General features: G+C 58.7%; 16 protein-coding genes and 1 pseudogene. 8 read left to right on the top strand and 9 right to left on the bottom strand.

Annotated elements, in window-relative coordinates; all coding sequences use genetic code 11:
- Positions 1–134 precede the first annotated feature (134 nt).
- The 3 genes from ACN1C3_RS00550 (at position 135) to ACN1C3_RS00540 (ending at position 3,353) form a co-directional block, all read left to right on the top strand.
- Positions 135–542 carry an RNA-binding S4 domain-containing protein gene (locus ACN1C3_RS00550; RefSeq protein ID WP_419113840.1) on the top strand — a complete coding sequence of 136 codons (408 nt, stop codon included), beginning with the start codon at positions 135–137 and terminating at the stop codon, positions 540–542.
- Positions 543–726: 184 nt separating this feature from the next.
- Complete coding sequence (hslO, locus tag ACN1C3_RS00545; protein WP_419113839.1) at positions 727–1,629, top strand: Hsp33 family molecular chaperone HslO; 903 nt, start codon at positions 727–729, stop codon at positions 1,627–1,629.
- Between the two features lie 179 nt (positions 1,630–1,808).
- Positions 1,809–3,353 (top strand): phosphoenolpyruvate carboxykinase, encoded by a 1,545-nt coding sequence (locus tag ACN1C3_RS00540; RefSeq protein WP_419113838.1) that lies wholly within the window; start codon positions 1,809–1,811, stop codon positions 3,351–3,353.
- A 131-nt stretch (positions 3,354–3,484) separates the two neighbouring features.
- Here ACN1C3_RS00540 and ACN1C3_RS00535 read toward each other — a convergent pair whose 3' ends face one another.
- The 3 genes from ACN1C3_RS00535 to ACN1C3_RS00525 form a co-directional block, all read right to left on the bottom strand.
- Positions 3,485–3,838 carry a DUF1493 family protein gene (locus tag ACN1C3_RS00535; protein WP_419113837.1) on the bottom strand — a complete coding sequence of 118 codons (354 nt, stop codon included), beginning with the start codon at positions 3,836–3,838 and terminating at the stop codon, positions 3,485–3,487.
- A gap of 62 nt (positions 3,839–3,900) precedes the next feature.
- Entirely contained in the window at positions 3,901–4,497 is a 597-nt protein-coding gene (locus ACN1C3_RS00530) for a Fic/DOC family protein (RefSeq protein WP_419113836.1), read from the bottom strand.
- Complete coding sequence (locus ACN1C3_RS00525) at positions 4,497–4,667, bottom strand: YhfG family protein (RefSeq protein WP_419113835.1); 171 nt, start codon at positions 4,665–4,667, stop codon at positions 4,497–4,499. Before ACN1C3_RS00525 ends, ACN1C3_RS00530 begins: the two co-directional genes overlap by 1 nt.
- A gap of 225 nt (positions 4,668–4,892) precedes the next feature.
- Between ACN1C3_RS00525 and ACN1C3_RS00520 the strand changes: the two genes are divergently transcribed.
- A complete protein-coding gene (locus ACN1C3_RS00520; protein WP_419113834.1) occupies positions 4,893–6,821 on the top strand; it encodes a RecQ family ATP-dependent DNA helicase in 1,929 nt (642 codons plus the stop codon).
- A gap of 100 nt (positions 6,822–6,921) precedes the next feature.
- The gene (locus ACN1C3_RS00515; protein ID WP_419113833.1) at positions 6,922–7,353 is read left to right on the top strand and encodes an acyl-CoA thioesterase; all 432 of its coding nucleotides are present in this window, start codon (positions 6,922–6,924) and stop codon (positions 7,351–7,353) included.
- Positions 7,354–7,497: 144 nt separating this feature from the next.
- Here ACN1C3_RS00515 and ACN1C3_RS00510 read toward each other — a convergent pair whose 3' ends face one another.
- The 4 genes from ACN1C3_RS00510 to ACN1C3_RS00495 all read right to left on the bottom strand — a co-directional run bounded on the left by ACN1C3_RS00510 (position 7,498) and on the right by ACN1C3_RS00495 (position 12,402).
- Positions 7,498–7,983: a glycine zipper domain-containing protein gene (locus tag ACN1C3_RS00510; protein WP_419113832.1), complete on the bottom strand. Its 486-nt coding sequence runs from the start codon at positions 7,981–7,983 to the stop codon at positions 7,498–7,500.
- Positions 7,984–8,216: 233 nt separating this feature from the next.
- Positions 8,217–10,574 carry an FdhF/YdeP family oxidoreductase gene (locus ACN1C3_RS00505; RefSeq protein ID WP_419113831.1) on the bottom strand — a complete coding sequence of 786 codons (2,358 nt, stop codon included), beginning with the start codon at positions 10,572–10,574 and terminating at the stop codon, positions 8,217–8,219.
- Positions 10,571–11,410 carry a formate dehydrogenase accessory sulfurtransferase FdhD gene (gene fdhD / locus ACN1C3_RS00500; protein ID WP_419113830.1) on the bottom strand — a complete coding sequence of 280 codons (840 nt, stop codon included), beginning with the start codon at positions 11,408–11,410 and terminating at the stop codon, positions 10,571–10,573. The genes ACN1C3_RS00505 and fdhD overlap by 4 nt, the downstream gene beginning before the upstream one ends.
- Positions 11,411–11,514: 104 nt before the next feature.
- Positions 11,515–12,402, bottom strand: a complete 888-nt coding sequence (locus tag ACN1C3_RS00495; RefSeq protein ID WP_419113829.1) for a LysR family transcriptional regulator — start codon at positions 12,400–12,402, stop codon at positions 11,515–11,517.
- Between the two features lie 42 nt (positions 12,403–12,444).
- Between ACN1C3_RS00495 and ACN1C3_RS00490 the strand changes: the two are divergent.
- Positions 12,445–12,606 (top strand): annotated as a pseudogene (locus tag ACN1C3_RS00490) (LysM peptidoglycan-binding domain-containing protein); the annotation flags it as partial.
- A gap of 14 nt (positions 12,607–12,620) precedes the next feature.
- On the opposite strand, the gene yrfG reads toward ACN1C3_RS00490, so the two are convergent.
- Entirely contained in the window at positions 12,621–13,283 is a 663-nt protein-coding gene (yrfG, locus tag ACN1C3_RS00485) for a GMP/IMP nucleotidase (RefSeq protein WP_419113828.1), read from the bottom strand.
- Between the two features lie 89 nt (positions 13,284–13,372).
- Here yrfG and nudE point away from each other — a divergent pair, with 89 nt between their 5' ends.
- Both nudE and cysQ read left to right on the top strand, forming a co-directional pair.
- On the top strand, positions 13,373–13,939 hold the full coding sequence (gene nudE / locus ACN1C3_RS00480; protein ID WP_419113827.1) for an ADP compounds hydrolase NudE: 567 nt from the start codon (positions 13,373–13,375) through the stop codon (positions 13,937–13,939).
- An 11-nt stretch (positions 13,940–13,950) separates the two neighbouring features.
- Complete coding sequence (cysQ, locus tag ACN1C3_RS00475) at positions 13,951–14,778, top strand: 3'(2'),5'-bisphosphate nucleotidase CysQ (protein ID WP_419114217.1); 828 nt, start codon at positions 13,951–13,953, stop codon at positions 14,776–14,778.
- An 81-nt stretch (positions 14,779–14,859) separates the two neighbouring features.
- On the opposite strand, the gene ACN1C3_RS00470 is transcribed toward cysQ, so the two are convergent.
- Positions 14,860–15,315, bottom strand: a complete 456-nt coding sequence (locus tag ACN1C3_RS00470) for a thioesterase domain-containing protein (protein WP_419113826.1) — start codon at positions 15,313–15,315, stop codon at positions 14,860–14,862.
- Positions 15,316–15,330: the final 15 nt, after the last annotated feature.

Here is a 15,330-nt window from a genome sequence, read left to right as displayed (position 1 = left end):
GATATCTACGGCCCGGATTTCCAGCCCTCGAACGAGGCTCTGGAGAGGCGCGCATTCTAAACTGAGCCGGTGTAATTCATGGCACAACAGAAACGGTAGTACAGTTCAGAAATATTTCAGGATGAGGAAATCCCATGGCACAAAAAACCGAAGAGGACGATAAAGTCCGTCTGGATAAGTGGTTATGGGCCGCGCGTTTTTATAAAACCCGCGCGCTGGCCAAAGCGGCGATTGAAAGCGGCAAAGTGCATTGCCGGGGCGAACGTTGCAAGCCAGGCAAAGAGCCGAGAATAGGTGATGAGTTTCAGATCCGTGCCGGTTTCGATGAGCGCACCGTGACGGTCCTGGCGTTATCGGCCGTGCGGCGGGGCGCGCCGGAAGCCCAGGCCCTGTACGCCGAAACTGAAGCCAGCATCGCTAAACGCGAAAATGCTGCAGCCATGCGAAAGGCCGGCGCCCTGGGCGTCAGCACCGACGGCAAGCCGACCAAGAAACAGCGGCGCGATCTGTTCAAGTTTCATGGTGGGAATGATGGGGAGTAGGGCTGCCGTGCGAGAGGGAGTAAATTACACACAGCCAACCCGCCAGGGTTCCGCCTTGCTTGGAACAACCCGGGATTGTTCATAAAATGATTTCCATGGCTGAATAGTCGCGCACCAAAATGGTGCCAAGGCGCAAGTTTCAACCCCTGTAACCCTTTTGTTATCACTTCAGATACCCAGACCTATGACCGATCTACCGGATAACGACTACACCCAACGCTTCATCTTCGATGAGAGCGACGCCCGCGGCGAGCTGGTTGCGTTGGAGCGTAGTTACGCCGAAGTCCTCGCTAAACACCCTTACCCGGAGCCGGTCGCGCAGCTGCTCGGCGAACTGATGGCAGCGGCGGCGTTGCTGGTTGGCACCTTGAAATTCGATGGCTTGCTGATCCTCCAGGCTCGTTCTGAGGGCCCGGTGCCTTTGTTGATGATCGAGTGTTCCAGCAAGCGTGAAATCCGTGGCCTGGCTCGTTATCACGCGGAGCAGATCGCCCCTGACGCCACCCTCGCCGACTTGATGCCCGCAGGTGTCCTGGCGCTGACCGTCGACCCAACCCATGGTCAGCGTTACCAGGGCATTGTCGACCTCGACGGCGCCGATCTGTCGGAATGCTTCACCAACTATTTCGTCATGTCCCAGCAAGTCGGCACGCGTTTTTGGCTCAACGCCGATGGTCGCCGCGCCCGTGGTCTGCTGCTGCAGCAATTGCCGGCCGATCGCATCAAGGACGACGAAGAACGCGCCGCCAGCTGGCAGCACATCACTACCCTGGCCAGCACCCTGACCGCTGATGAACTGCTAAGTCTGGACAACGAAACCGTGCTGCACCGCCTCTACCATGATGAGGCGGTACGCATGTTTGACATTCAGTCACTACGCTTTCGCTGCAGCTGCTCGCGCGATCGCTCGGGCAACGCACTGGTGAGCCTGGGCCAGGAAGACGCTGAACAACTGGTCATCGAAAACGGTGGCAGCGTCGAGATCGACTGCCAGTTCTGCAACGAGCGCTACCTGTTCGATGCCGCCGATGTGGCTCAATTGTTCGCCGGAGCAGGTGTTGATGCCCCGTCAGATACTCGTCACTAAAACGATTCAGTGCAGGTAAATCACCTAGCGAACGTCAGATTAACGCCGGTCTGACAGGAGGGCCCTACTTTTTTTGGTCTTTTCTGGCATAATCCGGCCCACTTTTTTCGCGGTAGTAGTGCACAACTTTCTACTACAAAACGTTTGGAGCACTCGGCCACTGGCCGACGGGGAACCTCATGACGCAAGCCAATAACGCCGTGTACACCGATCTGAGTGTTGACGATCTGGTTAAAGAAGCCCTGAACCGCGGTGAAGGCGAGCTGTCCGATACCGGCGCTCTGGTAGTGCGAACCGGTCACCGCACCGGCCGCTCGCCAGTCGACCGTTTCATCGTTGAAGAGCCTTCCACCCAGGACGCAATTGCCTGGGGCCCGATCAACCGCAAGTTTCCGGCCGACAAGTTCGATGCCCTGTGGAACCGCGTTGAAGCCTACCTGGGCGAGCGCGAGCGTTTTGTTTCCCACGTCCACGTAGGTTCTGATCCTGCGCACTACCTCGCCGTCAAAATGACCACCGAGACTGCCTGGCACAACCTGTTCGGCCGTTGCCTGTTCATCAACCCTGAACAGTACAACCCAGCCGAGAAAACCGAGTGGCAGATCCTCAACGCCCCAGCGTTCGTCTGCGAACCTGAGCGTGACGGCACCAACTCCGACGGCACCGTGATCATCAACTTCGCGGCCAAAAAAGTCCTGATCGCTGGCATGCGTTACGCCGGCGAAATGAAAAAAGCCCTGTTCTCGGTACAAAACTTCCTGCTACCAGCAGTCGACGTTCTGCCGATGCACTGCGCGGCCAACATGGGCGAAGAGGGCGACGTAACATTGTTCTTCGGCCTGTCCGGCACGGGTAAAACCACCCTGTCCGCTGACGAAAGCCGCTACCTGATCGGCGACGACGAACACGGCTGGGGCGTTGGCGTAGTGTTCAACATCGAAGGCGGTTGCTATGCCAAGTGCATCGACCTCTCCGAGAAGAACGAGCCTGTTATCTGGAAAGCCATCCAGCACGGCGCCGTACTGGAAAACGTCGTACTCGACCCAGTCACCAAGAAAGCCGACTACGCCGACGACAGCCTGACCCAGAACAGCCGCGCCGCTTACCCGCGCGAACTGATCGAAAAACGCGCTCCGAAAAACCTCGGCGGCGAGCCAAACGCTGTGATCTTCCTGACCTGCGACCTGACCGGCGTACTGCCACCAGTCTCGATCCTCAGCGAAGAACAAGCGGCCTACCACTTCCTGTCCGGCTACACCGCTCTGGTGGGCTCGACCGAAATGGGTTCCGGCAGCGGCATCAAATCGACCTTCTCCACCTGCTTCGGCGCACCGTTCTTCCCGCGTCCGGCTGGCGAATACGCTGAACTGCTGATCAAACGCATCCGCGGCTTCGGCTCCAAGGTCTACCTGGTCAACACTGGCTGGACCGGTGGTGGCTACGGCGTCGGCAAACGCTTCAATATCCCGACCACCCGTGGCGTCATCGCAGCCATCCAGAGCGGCGCGCTGATCGGTGTAGAAACCGAACACCTCGACACCGTCAACCTCGACGTGCCACTGGCCGTACCGGGCGTTGAGACTGGCCTGTTGAACCCACGCAACACCTGGGCTGACAAAGCTGCTTACGACGAAGCTGCCAAAGCATTGGCCAGCTTGTTCGTTGAGAACTTCAAGAAGTTCGACGTGAGCGACGCGATCAAGGCTGCTGGTCCGAAGTTGTAATTATCGGGTAGTGGTTTGAGGTAAAGAAAAAGCCGCCCTTTGAGGGCGGCTTTTTTGTGCGTTATGAATTGGGAGCTTCAGCTGCCCATCAATATGTCCACGCTATGACCTTATAGATACACCTTGAAACCCTAAAGCTCTTCCAGCGCCTGAGTGTCCCAGCGTTGGGCCTTGATGGCCTGGTAGAGCATGCCGAGGGTCAGCGGGACTTTGTCGCCGCGACCCTTGGCTCTGCGTTTGAGGAACACGTCGTAACCTTCGGGCTGGAAGTAGCGGTAGGCATCGTAGTCGATGAAGTCGATGGTGAATTGCTCGTTCAGCGCCTCCATCAAGTGCTCCGCGTCTGCGCCGTCGCAGCCGAGGTCGAAGTTGATCGAGGTTTGCAAACTGATGGTTTTGCGTTCAGGCAGGCCGAGTTCTTCGTGCAACAGCTGCATGAGGAGTCGCATCGCTTGATCGTCGGGGAAGCCGATGGCGAGTTTCATGGTTAACAGTCCGGTTGGGGATTGCGGGAGCTGACGGGAGTGTAAAGCTAAACGATCATCATCTAGCGCGACGGTTTGCCGATACACCGTCTAAATATGGCCTCCAGCCCCCGGTAGTCGCAGGCTACGGCGTCTATGTTGGCCGGAACCCAATCGGCAATGTCGACCAGCCACCAATCGACGGAAAAACCGGCATTGATGATGATGTGCTCGAACAGGATGCGTTGGGCTCGACCGTTGCCATCCCGGAAAGGGTGAATGACATTGAGATCGCCGTAAGCTTCGGCAATGTTAACAACCAGATCGGCTTTAGATACACCGGTGAACCAGGAGGCTTTTTCCATGACGCGAAATATTTTCTCGGCCTCCGGGACGATCCGTTCGGCGGTGCAGAACAGGGTATCGTCCTTCTGGATATTGACGGTTCTCAGCTCTCCGGCCCATTCGTAGACATCCGAAAATAGCGTTTTATGAATCAGCTGAAAAAAGCTCAGGTCATAGGGCGGTGGGAGTAGACGAAGTGTGCAAGCGGCGATTTCGGAGAGTTCTCGTTCAGCTTCCTGAAGGAGGTTTTCGTCGTGAATATTGAGAAGGTTGCGCAGGACTCCGCTATCTGGATAGCGATAGGGATCCTGGCCGCCCCCATATTTACCCGGCATTAGCTTGGGCTCTTGAGGTATTTGCGCAGTACGGCTTCCCGGGAGGGGAGCGACTTATCGGCGTCGGCAGGTGTTGTGCCAAAGCCTTCCAGACGCAGACTCGCCAAATAGTTTGACCGGCGGATCTTGTCGTAATGATTCTGCTTTTGCTCAAACGTCAGTTTACTCATCACATTTGCCTCACCGTGCAAGACCCCATTGTAGTTCAACCGATCGGGGCCGGCCGTCTCTGGGACGAGGGTCAGTTCTTGAGATGCTTGCGGCTGCAAGAGATCCTTGGGCCTCGCGGTTCAGCCTGTATCATCGCGTATCCTTTTTGCGCCCGACCTTTTCTCGAACCGCTGAATATGCCGGCTAGGCTTCAGGCATCTCAGCGGTCAACGGAGTGACAGCTTATGCACAACACCCTTGAACAGGTCTTTGGTTATCCACAGTTTCGACCCGGCCAGGAGGCGGCGGTCAGTGCGGTGTTGGCCGGGCGGTCAGCGGCGGCGATTTTCCCCACAGGGTCCGGCAAATCGTTGTGTTATCAATTGTCAGCATTGTTGCTGCCGCACCTGACGTTGGTGGTGTCGCCGTTGCTGGCGTTGATGCAGGACCAGTTGGGGTTCTTGCAGCGTCATGGCATTGCGGCGGCGAGCATCGATTCGGCACAGAGCCGCGATGACGCCAATGAGGTGATGGCGCGCGCCCGCTCCGGCGAATTGAAGATTTTGATGATCTCTGTGGAGCGCCTGAAGAACGAGCGCTTCCGTAACTTTTTGCAGCAGGTGCCGATTTCGTTGCTGGTGGTGGATGAGGCGCACTGTATTTCGGAGTGGGGGCATAACTTCCGTCCGGACTATTTGAAACTACCGGCCTATCAGCGCCAGTTCAACATTCCCTTGGCGTTGCTGCTGACCGCCACTGCGACGCCGAAGGTGATCGCCGATATGCAGGCGAAATTCGCTATTGCACCGGATGATGTGGTGACCACCGGTTTCTATCGACCCAACCTCAATTTGCTGGTGGAGCCAGTACGCGGCCAGGACAAGCGTCGGCGTTTGGTGGAGTGGATGGGGCAGCGCGCCGGGCAGCCGAGCATCGTCTACGTCACCTTGCAGAAAACTGCCGAACAGATTGCTCAGCATTTGAGTCAGCACGGCATTCAGGCTGAGGCTTATCACGCCGGTTTGCCCCATGAGCAACGCGAAGCGATTCAGCGGCGGTTCATGGGCGGACAGTCCAATTGCATCGTCGCCACCATCGCGTTTGGCATGGGGATCGACAAGAGCGACATCCGCAATGTGGTGCATTTCGATTTGCCGAAATCCATCGAAAACTACAGCCAGGAAATCGGCCGCGCCGGGCGTGATGGGCAGCCGTCCGACTGCCTGGTGCTGGCCAACCGCGACAGCCTGAATGTGCTGGAAAATTTCGTATACGGCGACACGCCGGAGCTGGACGGCATTCGCTGTGTGTTGGACGAACTGCAAGCGGCCAGCCCGGATGGGCAGTGGGAGTTTCTTCTAGGGCCGTTGGCGGATCAGAGCAATATTCGCCAGTTGCCGCTCAAGACCTTATTGGTGCAGCTGGAACTGCGTGGCTTGATCGCACCGCGTTATGCCTATTTTGCCGAATACCGCTTCAAGTTTTTGGTCGAGCCCGAAGCCTTGCTGGCGCGTTTCGAGGGCGAGCGGCGGGACTTTGTCTCGGCGATTATCCAGACCTCCAGCCGCGCCCGAACCTGGGCCACGGTGAATTTCGACGCGCTTTATCTACAGCATCAAGCCGAACGAAACCGCGTGGTGAAGGCGCTGGATTATTTCCAGGAGAAGGGCTGGGTCGAGCTTGAGAGCAAGCAGATGACCGAGGTCTACAGCCTGCTGATGACGGATTTCGATGCGCAGACACTGAGCGCCGAATTACATGGGTATTTCACACAGCATGAACGCACCGAGATCGCACGAATCCACGCGATGCTGGATTTGTTCGCCACCGAGCATTGCCTCGGCTATCGACTGGCGCAGTACTTTGGCGATGAAAACGCGCCGCAGCAGTGCGGGCATTGTTCGGTGTGCCATGGCCAGGTCGCCCGTTTGCCTGAGCCTCCGGTTTTGCCGGCACTTGTGAATAAAAATTTTCAGGCACTGTGCGGCGACTTTATCCACAGGCATGAGCAGTACAGCGGCAGCCTGCCGGGCGCGGAGCGGCTTACACGGTTTTTGTGCGGAATCAGCGTGCCGCTGTTCACCAAGCTCAAGGCCCGGGGGATTCCGGGGTTTGCGGCGTTGGAGGATTACCCGTATGCCGAGGTGAGGGAGTGGGCTGAGGCGAATCTTTAAGCCAAGGCTTCACGGGTTTGTCCGCGAATGAATTGCAGTCGCGCCTGACTGCAGCGATTACAGCATTACACTGCTTGCTCATTCTCTTAGAGATCACTCAATGACCGACCGCATGCCGCTTCGCGCTGATTACTGTCACTTCCAGCCGATCACCACCCGGTGGCACGACAACGATGTCTACGGCCATGTGAACAACGTCACCTACTACAGTTTTTTCGACACGGCGGTGAACACCTACCTGATCGAAGTCGGTGGACTGGATATTCATGACGGCGAGGTGGTGGGTTTTGTGGTGAGTTCGGCCTGCGATTACTTCGCCTCGATTGCTTTCCCCGAGCGCATTGAGATCGGCTTGCGGGTGGGCAAACTGGGCAACAGTTCGGTGCAGTACGAATTGGCAGTGTTTAAGGCGGGGGAAGAAGACGCCTGTGCGGCGGGGCGGTTCGTGCATGTGTTTGTGGATCGGGCCTCGAATCAGCCGGTGGCGATTCCTGCCGAATTACGCGGGGCGTTGGAGCGGTTGTTGGTGTGAGGCCCGTGACTATAAAGATGATCTCTCTTTAGCCGCTTCTGCAGGCTGCGATAAAGCCTGCAGGGGATTCAAGTCTTAAGACTGTGACCGTTAGCCGAACGATCGCAGTCTTCGGCAGCGGCTACGGGAGCGCGCTGCTGCTAGCTAGTCGCGCCAGTGCCGGTGATGCTTGCGATGCCCATAGTGATGGCCGCGGTCGTGGTCATCGTCATCACGGTAGTAGCGGCGATCACCGCGCCCGCGCCCGTCGCGGCCACGGTCGTCGTCATAGCTGCTGTTGCCCATATGGTTACCCAGCGCACCGCCCAAGCCGCCGCCGGCTGCTGAGCCGATCAGGCTGCCGGAGGTGCCGCCCATGCTGCGACCAACCACGTTGCCGCCTGCGGCACCCAGTGCACCGCCAATGGCCGCTTGGCCACGGCTGTGCCTGTCCGCACCGACCGCACTACCGCCTGCGCCGCCCAGGGCTGCGCCAATGGTAGAACCGGTGCTGCCGCCTAACGACTGACCGACGACCGAGCCTAGAACCCCGCCCAATGCGCCGCCCACGCCTGCTTCGGCGGTGCCGCCGGCAGAAGCAATGCCGCTGACGAGGCTAAGGGACAACAAGAGAATCGAGGAGTACTTCATTAGAGGAACCTCAAGGGGATGACGGCGCGATCCTGAGGCTGTGTAGATATGCTTACAATCGAAATCCGACGAGTAACACGACTTGTGCACAATTCTATAAGTTACTGTTTTTTGGGCGGAACTTAAGTGTTTTTCGCCGGTCTTTTGCTACTGGTAAAAGGCCGCTTTCATGGGAAAGCGGCCTTTTTTGTGGGCGTTTGGAAAGTTTTGATCAGCGGCGACGCGATCTTGCTTTACGCCGACTTCGCCATAATCAACCCGTTGTCACTCGCTGCTTCCAACCGGATCGCGACGAACTTCGAGGTCGGCGTATGGCTACCGTCCCCAGTGCTTTCCAGCGGCACCAGAGGATTCACTTCAGGGTAGTAAGCGGCAGCTTGTCCGGCCGGGATATCGAATGCCAGCAAGGTGAAGCCTTTGACCCGACGTTCGCGACCATCGTCCCAGATCGACACGATGTCAGCCTTCTGCCCTGGCTTGAAGCCCAGGCGAATGATGTCGGCTTCGTTGACGAACAGCACATCACGCTGACCCTTCACGCCGCGATAACGGTCATCGAGGCCATAAATGGTGGTGTTGTACTGATCGTGGGAACGCATCGATTGCATGATCAGGTCTGGCAGCACGCCAGTGGCGCGGGTGCGCTCGTGCACCAGATCGAGCGGCAGGATGTTCGCGCGAAAGTTTGCGCGGCCTGACGGGGTGTCCCAGCGCCGTGCACCGGCAGCGTTACCCAGGTAGAACCCCCCCGGATGCTCCAGCCGCTGGTTGAAGTCATCGAAGCCAGGAATGGTGTCGGCGATCAGGTCGCGGATGCGGCGGTAGTCGGCCACCATCCAGTTCCAGTCCACCGGGTGTGTGCCCAATGTCGCGGCGGCGATGCCGGCAATGACTGACGGCTCTGAACGCATCTGTTTCGACAGTGGCTGCAACTGGCCGTTAGAGGCGTGGACCATGCTGAACGAGTCTTCCACGGTCACCGCTTGCGGGCCTTCGGTTTGCACGTCGATGTCGGTACGGCCCAGGCACGGCAGGATCAACGCTTCTTTACCGTGGGCCAGATGGCTGCGGTTGAGCTTGGTGCTGATTTGCACGGTGAGGTCACAGTTGCTCAGCGCCTGGAAAGTCCGCGGGCTGTCCGGGGTGGCTTGGGCGAAGTTGCCGCCCAGGCCGATAAAGACTTTCGAGCGTCCGTCGAGCATCGCGTGGATGGCCTCGACGACGTTGTGACCGTTTTCGCGCGGTACTTTGAACTGGAAGCGCTGTTCCAGTGCATCAAGGAAGAACGCCGGTGGGCGCTCGTTGATGCCCATGGTGCGGTCGCCCTGCACATTACTGTGGCCACGCACCGGACACAGGCCTGCACCCGGCCGGCCGAGGTTGCCGCGCAGCAGCATCAGGTTGGCGATTTCCTGGATGGTCGGTACAGAATGGCGATGCTGGGTGATGCCCATCGCCCAGCACATGATCACGTTCTTCGCCTTGGCATACATGCGTGCTGCTTGTTCGATATCGCTCAGGGGTAGCCCGGACTGCTCGACGATCTGTTCCCATGGGGTTTCGTCGACGGCGGCCAGGTAATCGAGCACACCATCGGTGTGTTCGTTGAGGAAGTCGTGGTCAAACACCGCCGGCTCATACGTCAGTTGCGCTTCGCGCTCCCATTGAAGCAGGAACTTGGCCATGCCTCGCAGCAACGCCATGTCGCCACCCAGTGCGGGTCGGAAATAGGCGGTGTTGGTCGGCCGGTCACCGTTGGTGAGCATCTCTATAGGGTGTTGCGGGTGTTGGAAGCGTTCCAGCCCGCGCTCTTTGAGTGGGTTGACGCACACCACTTGAGCGCCGCGTTTTACGGCTTCGCGCAGGGGTTCGAGCATCCGCGGGTGGTTGGTGCCAGGGTTCTGCCCCAAAACAAAAATCGCATCGGCGTGTTCGAAATCGTCGAAGGTCACCGTGCCTTTGCCCACACCGACGCTTTGCGCCATGGCCACACCACTGGCCTCATGGCACATGTTCGAGCAGTCGGGGAAGTTGTTGGTACCAAAGGCGCGCACGAACAGCTGATAGAGGTACGCCGCTTCGTTGCTGGCCCGCCCGGAGGTGTAGAACTCGGCCTGATTGGGGCTGTTGAGGTTAAGCAGGTGTTTGCCGATCAGCGCGAACGCCGCTTCCCAGCTGATGGGGGTGTAGCGGTCGGTTTCAGCGTCGTAGCTCATTGGCTCGGTCAGACGGCCCTGGTATTCGAGCCAGTAGTCGCTCTGTTCCAGCAGCGAGCTGACGCTGTGCTTGGCGAAGAAGGCGCCGTCGACACGGCGCTTGGTGGCTTCCCAGTTGACCGCTTTGGCACCGTTTTCGCAGAACTTGACCATGCCGCTTTCCGGCGAGTCGCCCCAAGCGCAACCTGGGCAGTCAAAGCCGCCGTTCTGGTTGGTCTTGAGCATCATGCGGATGTTTTTCAGTGCGTTGTCGCTGGTCAACCAGGCTTGAGCGACGCTGATCAGTGCGCCCCAACCGCCGGCCGCGCCTTTGTAGGGCTTGTAGCGCTTGTAGCGCGGGGTTGGCTTTTGGTCGGCTTGATGCTGAGGGCTCACGCTTGATTCTCCATCGCAGGGCTATAGACCCGCGGCGCACTTTTTTGCGGCAGGTGAATGAGATTGAGGTTGTGCCGGCGCGCCCATTGCAGCGCCAGGCCGGTGGGCGACGACAGGCTGACGAGGGTCTGGATGCCTGCGCGCAAGACCTTCTGGATCAATTCCAGACTGCAACGGCTGGTGACAATGGCCAGGCCGCCCGCAGTGGGGATGTTTTGCCTGATCAGCGCGCCGATCAGCTTGTCGAGGGCGTTGTGCCGACCAATGTCTTCGCGGCCCAACAGCAATTCACCCTGGTTGTTCATAAACACCGCCGCATGCACCGCGCCGCTGTACTGACCCAATGGCTGGAAAGCACTGATGCGCTCACGCAACCCGTCGAGCCACTCGGCCGGCGGCAAAGGCGCGCCGGGCAATACGTTCAGTTCGGGCAATGCCTGTTCAACCGCTTCTACGCCGCAGAGCCCGCAACCGCTGGTGCCGGCCAGTTGGCGGCGTTGCTGTTTGAGGTTCCAGAACGCGCGGCTGGCGATCTGCACTTGCGCGTACTGCGCCGAGCCGGATCCGCTGAGTTGCAGGTCGTAGATCTCGGCGACGTCGGTAATGATGCCGCTGCCCAGGCTAAAGCCGACGATGAAGTCTTCAAGGTCGCTCGGGGTGACCAGCATCACCGCCTGGCTGATGCCGTTGTAGGCAATCGCCAATGCAACTTCCTCAGCGAGCGCTGTGCTGGCCGATTCGGTTTGCTCAAGGTTGCAGTAGCGGTAGTTTTGACTGGCGGCGGGCGCGGGCGTTTCAAGGGCAGGCGCCGCGCGGGTCGGGCGCTTGGCGTTCATGAGTATTACCGGCAGTTTCAGGTCGTATTGACTACTGATAAGACTAAGCGCGTCAAAGTGTCGCGTCTAATCGCTAATACTGATCTGCCGATAGATGGTGTCGATCAAGACTCTGCCAGCGATTTCTGATACAGCGCAAAACAGACCTCGGCCAAGGCTGAGCGTGGCGCACTGCGGCGCATGATAAGGCCTAGGCGGGCGAGGGTTCGGGCGTTTTCAATCGGTTGCAGGCGCAGGTCGTCGGTCATCGTTTCAAGGCCTCCTTCCAGAGGCATCACAGCACAGCACAAGCCGCCGTGAACCATTTGCACAAGCTGATGGACCGCGTCGGTTTGCAGCAGTGGTTGCGGGTTGAGGCCACGGCTGTGGAAGTTGTGGTCGATGGATTGGCGAAAGTGCATGCCGCTGGTGAGCATACCCAGCGGCAGCTCGATCAGCGCCTCCCAGCTCAAGGGTTTTTCGCCGAAGCTGAAGAAGCGATGGTCGTAGAGCAGACCCATGCGGGTTTCGCTAAACGCCAGCGAGTCGAAGCGTTCGTTGTCCAGACGTTCCAGGTACGAAACGCCGAGGTCGAGGCGATTGCTCGCCAGTTGCTCAAGAATCTCTTCGGAACTCAGTGCCGAGAGTTCGAAGCGCAAGCTTGGGTGTTCTTTGTGCAGGCGTTGCATCAGCGGCAGTGGGTCGAAGCTCGAGAGCGGCACCACGCCCAGACGCAAGGTCCCGACCAGGTTGCCGCGACAGGCTGCAGCCTCGGCTTGCAGACCGTCGTAGGCCGCCAGCACGGTGCGAGCCCAGGCCAGCACACGCTCGCCAGGGGCGGTAAAACTTTCGAAACGCTGACCGCGATTGACCAACTGCAGCTCGAGCTCTTCTTCGAGACTGCGCAGGCGCATGGACAAGGTCGGCTGGGTGATGTGACAGCGCGCAGCGGCCTGACCGAAGTGACGGGTTTCGTCGAGAGCGATGAGAAATTTCAGCTGTTTAATGTCCATCTTCGCTCCAGGGCGCTGTCAGGCTGGGGATTCTAACGCGCGGCGCGTTTCGTCGTCGTGAAGAAGGGCGACACCCTCAGTGCGATTGCCAAAATTGAGTATGGCGACGCCAACAAGTATCAAAAGATCTTTGAGGCCAACAAGCCGCTGCTCAAGGATGTGAACAGAATTTACCCGGGGCAGTCGCTGCGTATTCCCAAATAACGTGAGGCCCTACGTCAGAGCCCTTCAATCAACTCCCGATAATCCCCCACTGCCGCAAACTCGGCGGTGTCTTTCGGTTCTTTTCGACTGTCCGGCTGGCTGACTGCCAGCAGATGAGCAACCCCGAAGTCGCGGGCGCTACGCAGGATCGGCAAGGTATCGTCGATAAACAGACTACGGGCCGGGTCGAAGCCGATATCGGCTTGCAAGGCATCCCAGAATTGCGGATTTTCCTTGGCGAAGCCGTAATCGTGGGAGCTGATCAAACGCTCGAAATACGGCGCCAGTTCGACTTTCTCCAGCTTCAATGACAGCGAATCGCGGTGGGCGTTGGTGATCAGCACCACACGCTTGCCGGCCTGTTTGATCGCTTCCAGAAAGGTATCAGCGTCCGGGCGCAGGGCGATTAGATGAGCGGTTTCCAGTTTCAATTCGCGCACCGGCAGCTTCAGTTCCGCACTCCAGAAGTCCAGGCAATACCACTGCAACTGACCAGCATTGCGCTCGAACAGCGGCTGCAACTCAAGCTCGGCCATGGCCCGGCTTACGCCATGCAACTCGGCGTAGCGCTGGGGCAGGTGCTCCATCCAGAAATGGTTGTCGTAATGCAGGTCCAGCAGCGTGCCGTCCATGTCCAGCAGAACGGTATCGATGTCGCACCAGGGCAGTAGGGGCATTGAAAGGTTCTCCAGCGGTAAAAAGATATCCGACATAAACAATCAAGAAAGCCACGGTATAGTAACCCGCTATCGCCAAGGAGCCTGTCATGCGCCAAAAACCCACCATACTCGCCCGCGAGATCGTCGCCACCAGCCGTTTGTTCTGCGTCGAAGCGTTGCAGTTGCGCTTTTCCAATGGCGTCGAACGCACCTATGAGCGATTGGTCAGCAAGGGTGCCGGTTATGGTGCAGTGATGATCGTGGCAATGGTTGATGACGACCATGCGGTATTGATCGAAGAGTATTGCGGCGGCACTGGCGAATACGAACTGTCTTTGCCCAAGGGCTTGATCGAGCCGGGCGAAGATGTGTTGGCGGCGGCCGAGCGAGAGCTCAAGGAAGAGGCCGGATTTGGCGCACGTCAGCTTGAGCATCTGACGGAGTTGTCGTTATCGCCCGGTTACATGAGCCAGAAGATTCAAGTGGTTTTGGCGACCGACCTTTACGAAGAACGACTTGAGGGCGACGAGCCCGAGCCGATGCGCGTGGATCGCGTCAACCTGCGGGAATTGTCTGCTTTGGCGCAGAACCCGCAATTCACCGAAGGTCGTGCCTTGGCGGCGTTGTACCTGGCCCGTGATCTGCTGACCGAGCGCGGGGTGTTTCAACCATGAGTGTGCCTTCCATGAATTTTCCCCATCCGTTATTGGCCCCGGTCATCGAACTGGCACTTCAGGCCGGTGAAGCCATTTTGCCGTTCTGGCGCTCCGGTGTAGCAGTCACCGCTAAACTCGACGATTCGCCGGTGACCGCGGCTGACATGGCGGCCCATCATCTGATCCTTGCGGGCCTGACGGCGTTGGACCCAAGCATTCCGGTGCTCTCGGAAGAAGACGCCGACATCCCGCTGAGTGTGCGTGCCGGTTGGCAGCGGTGGTGGCTGGTGGATCCGCTGGATGGGACGAAGGAATTCATTTCCGGCAGTGAGGAATTCACCGTCAACATCGCGCTGATCGAACAAGGTCGCGTAGTGTTCGGTGTGGTATCGATGCCGACCAACGGCCGCTGCTATTTCGGCGGTGCTGGCCTGGGTGCCTGGCGTGCGGACAGAAACGCCGAACCCACGCCAATCCATGTGCGTGAAACTCCGGCCGCTGGGGAGGCATTCACTGTAGTCGCTAGCCGTCGGCATTCGAGTCCTGAGCAAGAGCGGTTACTGGCCGGGCTGAGTGACAGTCTGGGTGAGCTGCAGTTGGCGAATATCGGCAGCTCATTGAAGTTCTGTCTGTTGGCGGAAGGGGCTGCCGATTGTTATCCACGCCTGGCGCCGACATCCCAATGGGACACCGCCGCCGCGCAAGGCGTGCTGGAAGGGGCGGGTGGCGAGGTGCTGAATTTGAACGGCGAGCCATTCAGTTATCCGGCGCGCGAATCTCTGCTGAACACATTCTTCCTGGCATTGCCGGCCAACGCCGCGTGGCGGGAGAAGTTGTTGGTGTTGGCGCGGTCCTGAAGATCAAAAGATCGCAGGCTGCGGCAGCTACAGGTGACGCGGTCGGCGTAGGAGCTGGCGTAGCCTGCGATCTTTTCGGGCCTACCGGTGCAACACATACTGCCCGGTAAACCGCACTGCATCCTCATCACTGCCGGTATTGACGATGCGTGAATGCAGCGTCAGCCGGCCCCGTCCGTAACGCTGGTACACCGCCAGAAACTTCTTCCATACTGCCGCACTCGGCGCATCGCAAATCGCCACCGCATCGGTGGTGACGGGCAACGGATAGATGATGTGCCCCTCCTGAATCACGATGTGCCCGTCTTCGATACCTTCTTCACGCAATCGCAAATGCAGCCAGCCCCAGCCGGCCAATACTGCACCGCAGTACAGGCTGCCGCCAAACATGGTGCTTTTGTGATTGACGTTGGCTTCCAGCGGCAGATGCAGACACAGCTGATGGGCCTGCCAGCCAAGCACTTTGAGGCCCATGTCCCGCGTGAGGGGGATGTCGTGATGGAGGATTGATTCCAGGTGACGACTGTCGCGGTTCATGCACGGGCCTCTTAT

Source organism: Pseudomonas sp. H11T01 (genome assembly GCF_048515765.1).
Taxonomy (GTDB): Bacteria; Pseudomonadota; Gammaproteobacteria; order Pseudomonadales; family Pseudomonadaceae; genus Aquipseudomonas.
This window is presented reverse-complemented; position numbering and strand designations above follow the sequence as displayed.